This is a genomic window from Pseudolysinimonas sp. (assembly GCF_051954455.1).
Taxonomy (GTDB): Bacteria; Actinomycetota; Actinomycetes; order Actinomycetales; family Microbacteriaceae; genus Pseudolysinimonas.
Window position 1 is genome coordinate 49654 of sequence record NZ_JBQCHS010000014.1, and the last position, 12060, is coordinate 61713.

The following is a 12060-nucleotide window of genomic DNA, read 5'->3' on the forward strand; positions in this document are numbered from 1 at the left end:
GGGAGGCTGAGCGGGATGCGACTCCTCCTCGTCCGGCACGGCCAGACACCCGCCAACGTCGTCGGCGCGCTCGACACCGCGCCGCCCGGGCCCGGGCTGACCGCGCTCGGGGAGCAGCAGGCGGCCGCGGTGCCGCACGCCCTCCGCGGCGAGTCGATCGACGGCGTCTACGCGTCGATCCTCCTCCGCACCCAGCTCACCTCCCGCCCCCTGACCGCGGCGCTCGGGCTCCCCGACGCGGCCGTGCTGCCGGGGCTCCACGAGATCGAGGCCGCTGACCTGGAGGACCGCCGGGACCGCGACGCCGTCCGGAGCTACCTCGAGGTCGCCTGGGCCTGGGGCAGCGGCGATCTGTCGCCGCGGATGCCGGGCGGCACCGACGGCAACGCCTTCTTCGCGCGCTACGACGCCGACATCCGGGCGATCGCGGCGGCGCACGCGGGCGGCACCGCCGTCGCGTTCAGTCACGGAGCCGCGATCCGGGTGTGGTGCGCGGTGCGCGCCGGCAACCTGCCGCCGGACTACGCGGCCTTCAGCAGCCTCGACAACACGGGTGTCGTGATCCTGGACGGCGACCCCGACGGCGGCTGGATCGTGGAGAGCTGGGCGGGTCAGCCGGTCGGCGGCATGGAGCTGCGCGACCCTCGTGCCGACGACGTCACCGGCGAGAGCATCGAGGACGTCCGCTGACCACGCCCCTGGTGATCACTTCCCCTTGAGGTCCTTCCGCAGGATCTTCCCCGATGACGACTTCGGCACCGCGTCGATGAAGCCCACGGCGCGCACCCGCTTGTAGGGCGCCACCCGCTCGGCGACGAATCCCATGATCGTCTCCTCGTCGACCTCCGATCCGGGGTGGCGCACGATGAAGGCCTTCGGGATCTCCCCCGCCTCCTCGTCCGCCGCCGCGACGACCGCGGCGTCGTCGATCTCGGGGTGGGTGAGCAGCAGCGCCTCGAGCTCCGCCGGGGCGACCTGGTAGCCCTTGTACTTGATCAGCTCCTTGAGCCGGTCGACGATCTGGAAGCTGCCGTCCGGGTTCACCAGCGCGATGTCGCCGGTGTGCAGGAACCCGTCGGCGTCGATGGTGCGCGCCGTCGACTCGGGGTCGTCGAGGTAGCCGAGCATGACGTTCGGCCCCCGCACCCACAGCTCACCCGGTGCGCTCGGCCCGGTCGGATCGGCCTCGACCTCCTCCCCGGAGTCGACGTCGACGATCTTCGCCTCCTGGTTCGGCAGCAGCAGACCCACCGACCCGACCGACAGCTCGGCGAGGAGATGGCCGGGGATGACATGCGACACCGGGCTCAGCTCGCTCATGCCGTAGCCCTGCTGCATCGTGATCCCCAGACGGTCGGCCACCGCGGTGCCGAGCGCCTCGTCGAGCGGCGCCGCGCCCGACATCATGCCGCGCAGGCTGGACAGGTCGTACTGCTCGACCAGCGGGTGCTTCGCGAGGGCGACCGCGACCGGCGGCGCGATGAAGACGAAGGTGATCCGCTGCTCCTGGATCAGCTGCAGGAACTGCGGGAGGTCGAACCGCGGCATCGTGACCAGGGTCGCGCGTCGCTCGAGCGCGATGTTGAGGAGGACCGTCATCCCGTAGATGTGGAAGAACGGCAGGAACGCGAGAACGCGGTCGTCCGCCGTGATGTCGAGGAACCGGGTGCACTGCACGACGTTCGCGACGAGATTCCGGTGGCTGAGCTGCACGCCCTTGGCGAAGCCCGTCGTACCCGACGAGTACGGGATGGCCGCCACCTGCGTGGCCGGGTCGAAGGTCACCTCCGGCGCGGACCGGCCCTCGCCCAGCATGGCCCGGAGGCCGTCCTCGGCGTCCAGCACCAGCACGGCGTCGGCCGGGAGGCCCGCCTGTTCGGCGGCCGACCGCGCGGTGTCGGCGATCGGGCCGACGGTCAGCACGAGCTTCGCGTGCGAGGAGCGCAGCTGCCGCGCCATCTCCTCGGCGGTCGCCAGCACGTTGACGGTCGTCGCGGCGGCTCCGGCGCGGAGGATGCCGTGGAACGCCACGGCGAACGCGGGCGCATTCGGCGAGTGCAGCGCCACGACCTCGCCGGGCGCGATACCGCGGGCGGCGAGGGCGCCCGCGAACAGGAGGATCTGCTGCCGCAGCTCGCCGTAGCTCGTCTCCGCGCCGCTCGGTCCATCCACGAGGGCGATCCGCGCCGCGTCCTCGTCGCTCAACCCGCCGAACAGGAAGTCGAAGACGGAACTGCTCGGGATGGTCTCGTCCGGAAACGGGCTGCGGAACATTCGATCTCCTTCGATCGTCGGGTTGTCGTCAGCCTCCCTCACCCTGGAGATTGCCGCAACGGTCGCGTCAAGGGGTTGAACGGACTGGGAGGGGCGACGACCGTGGGAGGCCACGGAAGGGGACCCCCATGAGCGACATCCCGCACCCCCGCACGCACGACATCGACCTCGCGGCGGAGCACGACGACATCACCGAGGACGTCGGACCGGACCTCCAGTCCGGCGACGACCTCGACACCGGCGCGATCGTCGGAGGACCCGAGGATCGCGAGAGCCCGGCCGACGAACTGCCGGACGACGCCGCGGGATCGGAGGCGAGCTGATGACGACCGACGCCATCCCGCCGCAGTTCCCCGACGAGGACCTCCCCGGCCACGGTTCCACCATCCCCGCGGAGGACTACCCGTCCAGCCTCGAGCCCGAGTCGATCGACCCCGACTTCCCGTCCTCCCCCGGCGCGCCCGCCGAGCCGACCGCGTCGGACCCCGATGCACCGTCGATCGACCCGCCGGACCCGGTGATCCCGCTCGAGCCGAGCCCCGGCACGCCTGAGCCCGACCCGACACCGGACGAGCCGTCCCCGGTGCCGCCGAGCGAGCCGACGGTGCCGCTGGACGACGCCGCGCCGGTCGAGCCGCGGCCCTTCGACGACTCCGACCCCAACCCGCCGACCGAGTCCTTCTTCGGTCGGTCGAACAACTGAGGATCGCGATGACCGACGAGAAGGACGACCCGGCCCGCGCCGATTTCGCCGACGCGGCGCGCAGCATCGACGCCTACGAGGCGCCCGACCGGACCGATGTCGAGCCGGATCGCGGCGCGGACGACGACCTCGGCGCGAGCGGGAACGACGAGCTGACGGACGGCGACGCCGTCCGCGGAGAGGAGACGCCATGAGCGACGAGCAGGAGAACACCGAGGGCCTCGCCCCGGACGCCGATCAGCGGTACATCGACGGCGAGCAGCCGGGGGTGCTCAACACCCTCAGCGAGACGGCGCAGCGCTTCCTCGGCGACTCCGACGCCGATGCTGCCGGCGGACGCGACCTGCCGGGCGACGCGAGCGGCGAGGAGCCGCCGCAGGACGGCGACCCGGGTCGCTGATCAGCCTCGCTGGAACCACGGCGGGTAGACGGCCACCTTCGGCGCGTGCCCGCCGACCTCGCGCAGGATCGCGCGCACGCGGTCGCGCATCGGCTCGTGCGGCACGCCGATCAGCGCGATCCCGGTGAAGGGGAACGGGTTCGGGGCGAGCAGCTCCGCGGCCGCGTAGGCGGGATCGAGCGAGCGCATGCGGCGCAGCTGCTGCGTCCCCTGCTCGATGCCGTGGGCGAAGCGCGTCGCGGGCGCGGCCGCGTCGCCGTCCGCGAGCACGACGTCGCCCCCCGCCGACTTCGCATCGGCGACGAGGACGACGAACTCCGTCGGGTTGGCCGCGCGCGCGGCGTCGGACCAGTGGGTGCCGGCGGCGCCGTCGCGGACCTCCCGCCAGCGATCGGCCTCGGGGCTCAGGTAGAACGCCACGCGATCGGCGACCGTGCCTCCGCTCGCGAGCGGGGCGCTGCGTCGCATCTCACGGGCGAGCTTGCTGGAGAGGTCGACCTCCGGCGTCGCGTCGGCGCGCAGGGCGCCGTCGATCGCGACCATCTCGAGGTTGGCGACGTGCGTCACGTGGTAGATCCGTTGGGCGCTCAGCAGCACCGAGGGAGCCGCCTGCGTCTGGGGCGCTGACCGCGCGCGGCTCGGCGCGGCCGCCCGCGGCGGGCGGGTGGCGGCGGCACGCGGGGTGCTGCGGGGAGCCGCGACGGTGCGCGGATAGCAGATGTCGCAGAGGCCCTCGTCGAGCCCGTGGATGCATTCGGCCATCGGAACCACCGTACGTCAGGATCGCGCCGGCAGCCGGCGCGCGGCGGAGGCGGCCGCCGCCGCGAAGCCGAGCACGACGACGAGGACCACGACGAGCGGCAGCGTCCACGCGCCGGTGGCGTCGTGCACCCCGCCGACGACCGTGGGGCCGACCGCGCCGACGACGTAGCCGATGCCCTGCACGGCGCCCGAGCGCGACGCGACCATGGACCGGCCTCCCCCGAAGCCGACGATCATGACGATGACGAGCGTGATCCCGGCACCCTGGCCGAGGCCGCCGACCGCGCACCACAGCCACCACAGGTCGGGGTTCACCAGGAAGCCGACCACGACGACCACCCAGCACGCGGCGCACAGCAGGACGGCCATCGTGACGCCGCCGCGCCGGGCGGCGACCGGCGAGAGCAGCGCCCCCGCGATCCCGAACACCTGGAACACGGCGGAGATGGCGCCGGAGACCGTGACCGCGTAGCCGTGGTCGACGAGCAGGGTCGGCAGCCAGGCGCTCATGCCGTAGTACGCGAAGGACTGGGCGCCGAACGCCGCGGCGAGCAGCCAGGTCACCGGGGTCCGGAGCACCGGGCGCGGGAGGTTGTCGGCGGTCGCGATCGGCGCGGTGAACGCCGGATGCCCGGGCAGCATCGCGGCGCGCACCCCGTGGGTCGCCGCCCACACGGCCAGGGCCACGAGCGCGAACGCACCCCAGACGGCGATGGCGCCCTGCCATCCGAGGTGCGGCTGCAGCGGCGCGGTCGCGATCGTCACCGTCATCGTGCCGACGTTGATGGAGGCCGTGTAGACGGAGGTCATCGTCGGCACGCGCGCCGGCGGGTACTCGTGCGAGATGACCACGGGGATGACGACGTTGCCGAACGTGATGAAGAGGCCGAGCAGCGCGGTCCCCACCAGGGCGGCGCCGAGTCCGCCTGCTGAGCGGACGAGGCACGCGACGACGACGCCCGCGAGGCAGAGCGTGAGCGTGAACTCGGGTCCGAAGCGCCGCGACACCCAGACCGCGAGCGGCGTGACGACGGCGAACAGCAGCACCGGGATCGTGGTGAGCAGCCCGACGACGCCGGCGCCGACCTGCAGGTCGTGGGCGATGGTCCGGGCGACGGGGGCGACCGCGACGATCGGCGCGCGGACGCTCGCGGCCGAGAAGACGATCGCGATCGTGAGGAGGACGAGGCCCCCGCGACGGAACGGGGCGGCGGGCGCGGTCGTCATCCCTCCCAGTCTCTCAGGAGGCGACGACCCCTCTGACCAGGAGGTCCATGAGCCGCGCCGCGCGCGCCTCGTCGTCGGCGGTCGCGATCGTGATGCCGAGCAGGGCCGCGATGAGATCGTCGGCGTCGGCGTCGCGGCGGAAGCTTCCGTCGGCCGCTCCGGCGTCGAGGATGCGCCGCACGCCGTCGGCGAGGCGGGCCCGCGTCGCCGCGATGCGCTCGTCCCCGCGGACCACCGAGCGGAGCGCGTCGCCCATCGCCCGCTTGCCTGCCATCCGCTCGGCGAACCGGTCCATCCAGGCGCGCAGCGCGGAGGGCGGCGAGAGCGTGGCGGCGAGCTCCTCCGCGGCGTCCGCGACGCGCGCGAGCTCGTCCTCGTAGACGGCCGCCGCGAGGGCCTCCGCGTTCGGGAAGTGCCGGTACAGCGTGCCGACGCCCACGCCGGCCATGCGCGCCACCGTCTCCGGGCCGTGCGGCAGGCGCGGATCGGCGAACACGCGCTTGGCGGCGTCGAGGATTCGCGCCCGGTTGCGGACGGCGTCGGCGCGCTCGGCCAAAGCGGAAGTCCTTCCGTTTTCAATGCTACGGTCGAAATGGAACTGATTCCGTTTCTACCAGAAGGAGCCCGCCGTGTCCCTGTCCCCCGTCTTCCCCCTCGCCGGCCGTGACGTCCCGCGCATCGGCTACGGCGCCATGCAACTCCGTGAGGCCGACCCCGCCGCCGCGGTCGATCTCCTCCGTGAGGCGATCGATCTCGGCGTGCGTCACCTCGACACGGCCGAGTTCTACACCGGTGTGAACGAGCTGATCCGCGCCGCGCTGCACCCCTACGCCGACGACCTGGTCCTGGCCACCAAGGTCGGCGCCATCGAGACCCCCGACGGCGATCTCCGGGCCGCGCAGAAGCCTGCCGAGATCCGCGCCCAGGTGGAGGCGAACCTGCGCTCGCTCGGCGTCGACCGGCTCGGCCTCGTCTACCTGCGGCGGGCCGACCGCGCTCCCGGCATCCTCGCGACCGGCGACCAGGTGGTGCCGATCGACGACCAGCTCGCCGAGCTCGCAGCCCTCCGCGACGAGGGCGCGATCACGGGGATCGGGCTGTCGACCGTGTCGGTCGATCAGCTCCGCGAGGCCCTGCCCGTCGGCATCGCCGCGGTGCAGAACGCCTACAACCTCGCTGCGCGGGAGGACGAGCCGTCGCTCGAGCTCGCGGCCGAGCACGGCGTCGCGTGGGTGCCGTTCTTCCCGCTCGGGAGCGCATTCGAGGTCGGGCCCAACGTGCCGGACGCGCACCGGCGCCTCATGTCGGTCACCGCGCTGCCCGAGGTGACGACCGCGGCGGCGCAGCTCGGTGCGACGCCCTCGCAAGTGGCACTCGCCTGGCTGCTGCAGCACCGCGAGAACGTGCTGCTCATTCCCGGGACGCGCACGTCGACGCACCTGCGCGAGAACCTCGCGGCGGGCGGGCTGGAACTCCCGGCGGACGTGGTGGCCGCGCTCGACGCCGTCGCCGGGTGACCCGCGACTTCTACGCGAGCATCGGCTGGAACATCGACTTCGACCAGTCGCCCTCCGACGAGATCCGCTTCGTGCAGATCACGCCGCCGGGCTCCGCCTGCTCGATCGCATTCGGACGCGGGCTCGTCGAGGCCGAGCCGGGATCACTCCGCGGGGTCCAGCTCGTGGTGCGCGACGCCGATGCCGCGCTCGCGATGCTGCGGGGGAAGGGCGTCGATGCGGAGGACGTTCAGGAGCTGGCTTGGGGTCGCTTCGTGACCTTCCGCGATCCCGACGGCAACACCTTCACCCTGCAGGAGCTGCCCGAGTGGTCGCAGGGGTTCGCGAACCGGCCGGAGAACTAGTCAGGGAGGCCGCTGCGACCGGCAGCGACGTCCAGCCGGCGGACGTAGCCTGGGCGCATGCGCACGTCATCCTCCGGCTTCGAGCTGCCCGAGTTCGATCTCCGCCGCGCCGTCGACGGGATCCGCGAGGCGTTCACGCCGCGGGAGGCGGACGGGTCCGCGCCGGATGTGCGCGCCGCCATCCTGCTCGAGCTGGCGACGGAACCGATGCACGGCTATCAGCTGATCCGCGCGATCGAGATGCGCTCGGCCGGCACGTGGTCGCCGATGCCGGGGCAGGTGTACCCGACCCTGCAATTGCTCGCCGACGAGGGGCTGGCGACGGCGACGCAGGACGGCGAGCGCAAGGTGTGGTCGCTGACCGACGCCGGGCGCGCGGCCGCGTCCGCGCACACCCGGACCGCGGGCGACGGGGCCACCGGCCCAGCGGCCGCATCGACGCGAGCGCGCGGATTCGACCGCGAGCGCGACCTCGCTCTGCCGAGGGCGGGCGCGCGACTCGCACAGGCGGTCGGCGGCTTCGGGCCGGGCGCCTCCGACGAGCAGCGGCGCCGCGCGGTCGAGGTCATCGACGAGGCGCGTCGCAAGCTCCACGCGATCCTCGCCGAGGACTGACCGGATGCCGCCCACCGGCGGACCCGTGGGCGCCCCGCCCGCCGCCACGACCTCCTCGGTCGCCGCCCGCGCACGCTACCGCCGCATCCTGCGCTTCGCGTCGATCACGCTCGCGCAGCTGTGGTGGTTCGAGATCGCGCTGCCGACGCTCGGCCTGCGCAGGCTCGCCGCCCGCCGCCGCACGCCGCGTCTTCAGCGTCTCGCCCGCCGGTTCCACGGCCTGGCCGCCGAGCTCGGAGGGCTCATGATCAAGGTCGGGCAGTTCCTCTCGTCCCGCCTCGACATCCTGCCGCCCGAGGTGACGCGCGAGCTCGAGGGGCTGCAGGACGAGGTGGCGTCCGAGCCGTTCGACGCGATCCGCATCCAGGCCGAGCGCGAGCTGGGGATGCCGCTCGAACGCGCCTACGCCTCCTTCGATCCCGTGCCGATCGCCGCCGCCTCCCTCGGCCAGGCGCATCGCGCCCGCCTCTCCCCCGCGATCGCGGCCGACCTCGGCATCACCGACGTCGTCGTCAAGGTGCAGCGGCCCGGGATCGACGAGGTCGTCGCGGTCGACCTGGCTGCCCTCCGCCGCGTCGCCCGCTGGCTCATGCGCGTGCGGCTCGTCTCCAGTCGCGCGGACGCGCCGGCGCTGGTGGAGGAGTTCGCGCTGACCAGCCTGCAGGAGATCGACTACCTGCACGAGGCAGCCAACGCCGAGCGCTTCGCCGCCGACTTCGCCGGAGACTCCGCGGTGGGCGCGCCGGTCGTGGTGTGGGAGCGGACGGCGCTGCGCGTGCTCACGCTGTCGGACGTCACGGCCATCAAGATCACCGACGTCCCGGCGCTGCAGGCGGCGGGCATCGATCCGGTGACGGTGGCGCAGGAGCTCGCTCGCGTCACCTTCCAGCAGATCTTCGTGCACGGCTTCTTCCACGCCGACCCGCACCCCGGCAACATCTTCGTGACGCCGGCGCCAGCCGCGTCGGCCGAGTCGGAGACCGCCTCGCCGACCCCGGCCTTCCGCCTGACGTTCGTCGACTTCGGCATGATGGGCGAGATCTCGCCGACCCTGCGCGCCGGCCTGCGCGACTTCATCCTGGCCGCGGTGGGGCGCGACAGCCGGGGGCTGATCGCCTCGCTCGACCGGCTCGACATCCTGCTGCCCACCGCCGACCGCGACGAGCTGGAGCGCGCGATGACGGCGCTCTTCGGTCGCTTCGGCGGGATGGGCATCGCCGAGCTGCAGCGCATCGACCCGCGCGAGTTCGAGGTGTTCGCCCGGCAGTTCGGCGAGACGATCCGAGCTCTCCCCTTCCAGCTGCCGGAGAACTTCCTGCTGCTGATCCGCACCATCTCGCTCGTGTCCGGTGACACGAGCGCGCTCGACACCGAGTTCAACATGTGGGACTCCGTCGACCCCTTCGCCCGCACCATCCTGCGCCCGAGCGGCGCCGACTCGCTGCGGTCACTCGGTGAGCAGGCCGTCGGCTACGCGACGACGATGCTGCGCCTTCCCCAGCGGATGGACGAGCTCATCACCCGCTTCGATCGGGGGCAGGTCGCGGTCAAGGTGCCGGACGTGGAGCGCGGGCTCCGGTCGATGCAGCGCACGATCGGTCGACTCGTCTCCGCGATCGTGTTCGCGGCCCTGCTGTTCGCCGGCGTGCTGGCGCGGCCGGCGGACGACGTGCTCGGCTGGATCCTGATCGCCGTGTCGGCCGTTCCCCTCCTCCACGTGATCGTCACGTGGAGGATGCGCCCCTAGGCGTCCGGCGGCGTCTCAATACCAGAACCCGATCGCGGGAGCGCGCCGGGTTTCGAGCAGGCGGCCCAGCGCGTCGTCCTTCCGCGACGGAGCGCCGACGATCGCCGCGCCGAGCTCTGCCACCTCGATCGGGTCGGCCGGTTCCGCGGCATCCGATACCGCGCCTCGCCCGCCCGACACGGTCAACGCGTAGGAGCCGCTCGCGATCCCGAGATCATCGATCACGCGGAACGCGGCCTCCCCGTCCGTCTCGTACGAGCGCGATCCGAGCACCGTCGCCGCGTCGAGCACGCGCAGGTAGTGCATGTCGAACGGCTTGACCTCGACGGCACGGAAGTCGGAGACCATCCACCGCATCGGCTCGTCGACGGCGCCGAGGTCGTAGGTCACCGTGGCGACGAGATCCATCTCGACGAAGAAACGCCAGATCGCCGCGTAGGCGTCGTCGCTCGCGGCGATGACGTTGAGCACCGCGACACGGTGCGCGGTGAAGTCGTCGGGGTCCTCGGAGACCGTGTAGATCGCCATCCCCCGCAACTCGCCGGACTCGTCGCGGTACTGGACCGCACGTCGCTCGTCGGACGTGTCGCCCTTCCGGCTCTGGAATCCGGCAACCTGATCCCACCTCATCCCGAACGGCGCGACCTGACCGGCGGCGCGCAGGCGCAGCTGCTCGAAGAGCGCGGGAGCCTGGTCGCGCCAGCGGCGCACCGGGATGTAGTCGAGCCGTCCGGCGGGCACCGGTCCCGTCCAGGCGAGGCCGCGGGTACGGATGCGGTACTCCGCCGCGAGCGCCGCGACGCCGAACCCGTAGCGCCCGTAGATGGACGACTCGGAGACCGTGAGCATGGCGATCGCCACGCCGAGCCGGTGCGCGGTGCGCAGTTCCGCCTCGATGATCTGGCGCTGGATGCCGCGACGCCGGTGGGTCTGGGCCGTGGTCACCCCGCTGATCGCCCACGCCGGGATCTCACCGCCGGGGATCGTGAGCGGGCCGATCCAGGAGTTCGAGGTCGCGATCGGCGTGAGGGGGTCGGCGCCCTCGGGGTCGTACACGGCGGTCAGCCGACGGTTGGTGGTGAACTCGGCGGCGTGCGCGTCGAGCGATTCGCGCGTCATCACGGGGCCGAAGAATCCGCGCGCCTCGGCCTGCAGGTAGCGATCCACCGCCTCCCGATCGGCGGAGTCGACCACGCGCAGCTCGTAGCCGTTCGCGGCGAGCTTCGCGGCGGCCTGCTCGTCGATCGGAGCGGACTGGATCTCTCGGGTACGTGCGTCGACGCTCATGCCGCCAGGCTACGGGGGGGGTCGGACGACGGCCCGCTGCCCGTGAGTTGTGCGCGTCCCCTGAGCGTCGGCTCCCGCCTCCCCCGGAACGACCTACGGTCGCCCCATGACCGACACCTCCGACACCCCGTTCGACGACTCCCCGCGCGACGCCGAGCGCGCGATGCAGACCACGACCAACGACGCCGTCGCCGGTGAGACCGTCGAGCCGGTCGACTCGTTCGCGGGCCCGAACGGGGCGGAGAAGCCGGAGGCCGAGCCGACGTACGGCCCGGGCGACGACCGGGTCCCGCCGGAGGACATCGTGCTGCGCGAGGACGACGACCCCTCCGACAGCGGCAGCCCCGACGTCGGTCGGGAGTCCTGAGGCGCTACCCCGCGGCGTTCCAGCTGGAGAAAGCGACCACGATCACCGTGGCGAGCGACACCACCGCGATGGCGAGCATGAGCACGGCCATCCAGCCGAGGCGCCGACGCAGGCGGGTCACGGGGACTGCGAACCGCACGACGTACATGAGCGCGTAGAGGACCCCGACCAGGACCGCCGCGACGAGCGGCAGCCCCACCGGTGGCAGCCCGAGCAATGCCTGCGGGACGAGGACGCCGAGCGCGATCGCGGTGAAGAACCCCCCGACGATCAGCCAGATCCGTCCCGTCGAGAAGGTGAGCGACGGCTGCTCGGTGAGGCGGGTCTCGTCGCGCGCCGGCGGGCGGTCCGGGTCGGGGCGGGATGCGTCCATGCCTCAGACTCCCACGCCGCGGGATCCGCGCAAGGGGATTCCCTCAGCCCTGGCGGGTCGTCTTCTCGACGCTCATGACGAGGATCACCCGGTCGGCCTTGTCGGCGGGTGCCTCGGCCTCCGCGTCGCCGTAGCGGTTCGCGAGCTGCACGTAGAAGGCGCCCTCGGGATCCGGCTCGACCTCGACGAGACGGCCGCGCACCTCGAGGTAACGGAACGGGTTCTCCGGGTCGGTGATCGAGATCGCCATGGACGGGTTGTGCTGCAGGTTGCGGAACTTGCCCCGCGTGGTCGTGTGCGTGAACCGGATGCGGTCGCCGTCGAAGAGGAACCACATGGGGTTCACCTGCACCGTGTCGTCGGGCCGGATCGTGCCGAGAGCCGCGTAGTTCGGCTGCTCGAGGAGGTGCCGAAGGTCGGCGGGGATCACGGTGTCGCTCATGC

The 12060-nt window shown here is 72.7% G+C and carries 17 protein-coding genes; 10 read left to right on the forward strand and 7 right to left on the reverse strand.

From position 1 onward, the window contains the following. Positions 1 to 15: 15 nt before the first annotated feature. Positions 16 to 690, forward strand: a complete 675-nt coding sequence (locus tag ACTHM3_RS05915; RefSeq protein ID WP_440405179.1) for a histidine phosphatase family protein — start codon at positions 16 to 18, stop codon at positions 688 to 690. Between the two features lie 15 nt (positions 691 to 705). On the opposite strand, the gene ACTHM3_RS05920 is transcribed toward ACTHM3_RS05915, so the two are convergent. Further along, positions 706 to 2274 (reverse strand): AMP-binding protein, encoded by a 1569-nt coding sequence (locus tag ACTHM3_RS05920; RefSeq protein WP_440405180.1) that lies wholly within the window; start codon positions 2272 to 2274, stop codon positions 706 to 708. A 128-nt stretch (positions 2275 to 2402) separates the two neighbouring features. Between ACTHM3_RS05920 and ACTHM3_RS05925 the strand changes: the two genes are divergently transcribed. Genes ACTHM3_RS05925 through ACTHM3_RS05940 form a run of 4 tightly spaced genes read left to right on the forward strand, consistent with a single transcriptional unit; the run spans position 2403 to position 3377 of the window. Further along, the gene (locus ACTHM3_RS05925) at positions 2403 to 2597 is read left to right on the forward strand and encodes a hypothetical protein (RefSeq protein ID WP_440405181.1); all 195 of its coding nucleotides are present in this window, start codon (positions 2403 to 2405) and stop codon (positions 2595 to 2597) included. Continuing rightward, positions 2597 to 2977: a hypothetical protein gene (locus tag ACTHM3_RS05930; RefSeq protein ID WP_440405182.1), complete on the forward strand. Its 381-nt coding sequence runs from the start codon at positions 2597 to 2599 to the stop codon at positions 2975 to 2977. Before ACTHM3_RS05925 ends, ACTHM3_RS05930 begins: the two co-directional genes overlap by 1 nt. 8 nt (positions 2978 to 2985) lie before the next feature. After that, positions 2986 to 3171, forward strand: coding sequence for a hypothetical protein (locus ACTHM3_RS05935; RefSeq protein WP_440405183.1), 186 nt, complete (start codon positions 2986 to 2988; stop codon positions 3169 to 3171). Beyond that, complete coding sequence (locus tag ACTHM3_RS05940; RefSeq protein WP_440405184.1) at positions 3168 to 3377, forward strand: hypothetical protein; 210 nt, start codon at positions 3168 to 3170, stop codon at positions 3375 to 3377. Before ACTHM3_RS05935 ends, ACTHM3_RS05940 begins: the two co-directional genes overlap by 4 nt. On the opposite strand, the gene ACTHM3_RS05945 is transcribed toward ACTHM3_RS05940, so the two are convergent. The 3 genes from ACTHM3_RS05945 to ACTHM3_RS05955 are packed head-to-tail and all read right to left on the reverse strand — an operon-like array spanning position 3378 to position 5922. Beyond that, positions 3378 to 4139 (reverse strand): DarT ssDNA thymidine ADP-ribosyltransferase family protein, encoded by a 762-nt coding sequence (locus ACTHM3_RS05945; protein WP_440405185.1) that lies wholly within the window; start codon positions 4137 to 4139, stop codon positions 3378 to 3380. It lies immediately after the preceding gene. A 15-nt stretch (positions 4140 to 4154) separates the two neighbouring features. Beyond that, the gene (locus ACTHM3_RS05950; RefSeq protein WP_440405186.1) at positions 4155 to 5366 is read right to left on the reverse strand and encodes an MFS transporter; all 1212 of its coding nucleotides are present in this window, start codon (positions 5364 to 5366) and stop codon (positions 4155 to 4157) included. Between the two features lie 13 nt (positions 5367 to 5379). Then, on the reverse strand, positions 5380 to 5922 hold the full coding sequence (locus ACTHM3_RS05955) for a TetR/AcrR family transcriptional regulator (protein WP_440405187.1): 543 nt from the start codon (positions 5920 to 5922) through the stop codon (positions 5380 to 5382). A 73-nt stretch (positions 5923 to 5995) separates the two neighbouring features. On the opposite strand from ACTHM3_RS05955, the gene ACTHM3_RS05960 reads away from it, so the two are divergent. The 4 genes from ACTHM3_RS05960 to ACTHM3_RS05975 are packed head-to-tail and all read left to right on the forward strand — an operon-like array spanning position 5996 to position 9589. Continuing rightward, a complete protein-coding gene (locus ACTHM3_RS05960; RefSeq protein WP_440405188.1) occupies positions 5996 to 6883 on the forward strand; it encodes an aldo/keto reductase in 888 nt (295 codons plus the stop codon). After that, positions 6880 to 7227, forward strand: coding sequence for a glyoxalase (locus tag ACTHM3_RS05965; protein WP_440405189.1), 348 nt, complete (start codon positions 6880 to 6882; stop codon positions 7225 to 7227). The genes ACTHM3_RS05960 and ACTHM3_RS05965 overlap by 4 nt, the downstream gene beginning before the upstream one ends. Positions 7228 to 7284: 57 nt before the next feature. Next, a complete protein-coding gene (locus tag ACTHM3_RS05970) occupies positions 7285 to 7842 on the forward strand; it encodes a PadR family transcriptional regulator (RefSeq protein ID WP_440405190.1) in 558 nt (185 codons plus the stop codon). 4 nt (positions 7843 to 7846) lie between these two features. After that, on the forward strand, positions 7847 to 9589 hold the full coding sequence (locus tag ACTHM3_RS05975) for an ABC1 kinase family protein (protein ID WP_440405191.1): 1743 nt from the start codon (positions 7847 to 7849) through the stop codon (positions 9587 to 9589). A gap of 15 nt (positions 9590 to 9604) precedes the next feature. On the opposite strand, the gene ACTHM3_RS05980 is transcribed toward ACTHM3_RS05975, so the two are convergent. Next, on the reverse strand, positions 9605 to 10876 hold the full coding sequence (locus tag ACTHM3_RS05980; RefSeq protein WP_440405192.1) for a GNAT family N-acetyltransferase: 1272 nt from the start codon (positions 10874 to 10876) through the stop codon (positions 9605 to 9607). A 106-nt stretch (positions 10877 to 10982) separates the two neighbouring features. On the opposite strand from ACTHM3_RS05980, the gene ACTHM3_RS05985 reads away from it, so the two are divergent. Further along, on the forward strand, positions 10983 to 11243 hold the full coding sequence (locus ACTHM3_RS05985; protein ID WP_440405193.1) for a hypothetical protein: 261 nt from the start codon (positions 10983 to 10985) through the stop codon (positions 11241 to 11243). A 4-nt stretch (positions 11244 to 11247) separates the two neighbouring features. Here ACTHM3_RS05985 and ACTHM3_RS05990 read toward each other — a convergent pair whose 3' ends face one another. Together ACTHM3_RS05990 and ACTHM3_RS05995 are read right to left on the reverse strand one after the other, a co-directional pair. Continuing rightward, entirely contained in the window at positions 11248 to 11616 is a 369-nt protein-coding gene (locus ACTHM3_RS05990) for a hypothetical protein (RefSeq protein WP_440405194.1), read from the reverse strand. A gap of 43 nt (positions 11617 to 11659) precedes the next feature. Continuing rightward, positions 11660 to 12058, reverse strand: coding sequence for a PPOX class F420-dependent oxidoreductase (locus ACTHM3_RS05995; RefSeq protein ID WP_440405195.1), 399 nt, complete (start codon positions 12056 to 12058; stop codon positions 11660 to 11662). Positions 12059 to 12060: the final 2 nt, after the last annotated feature.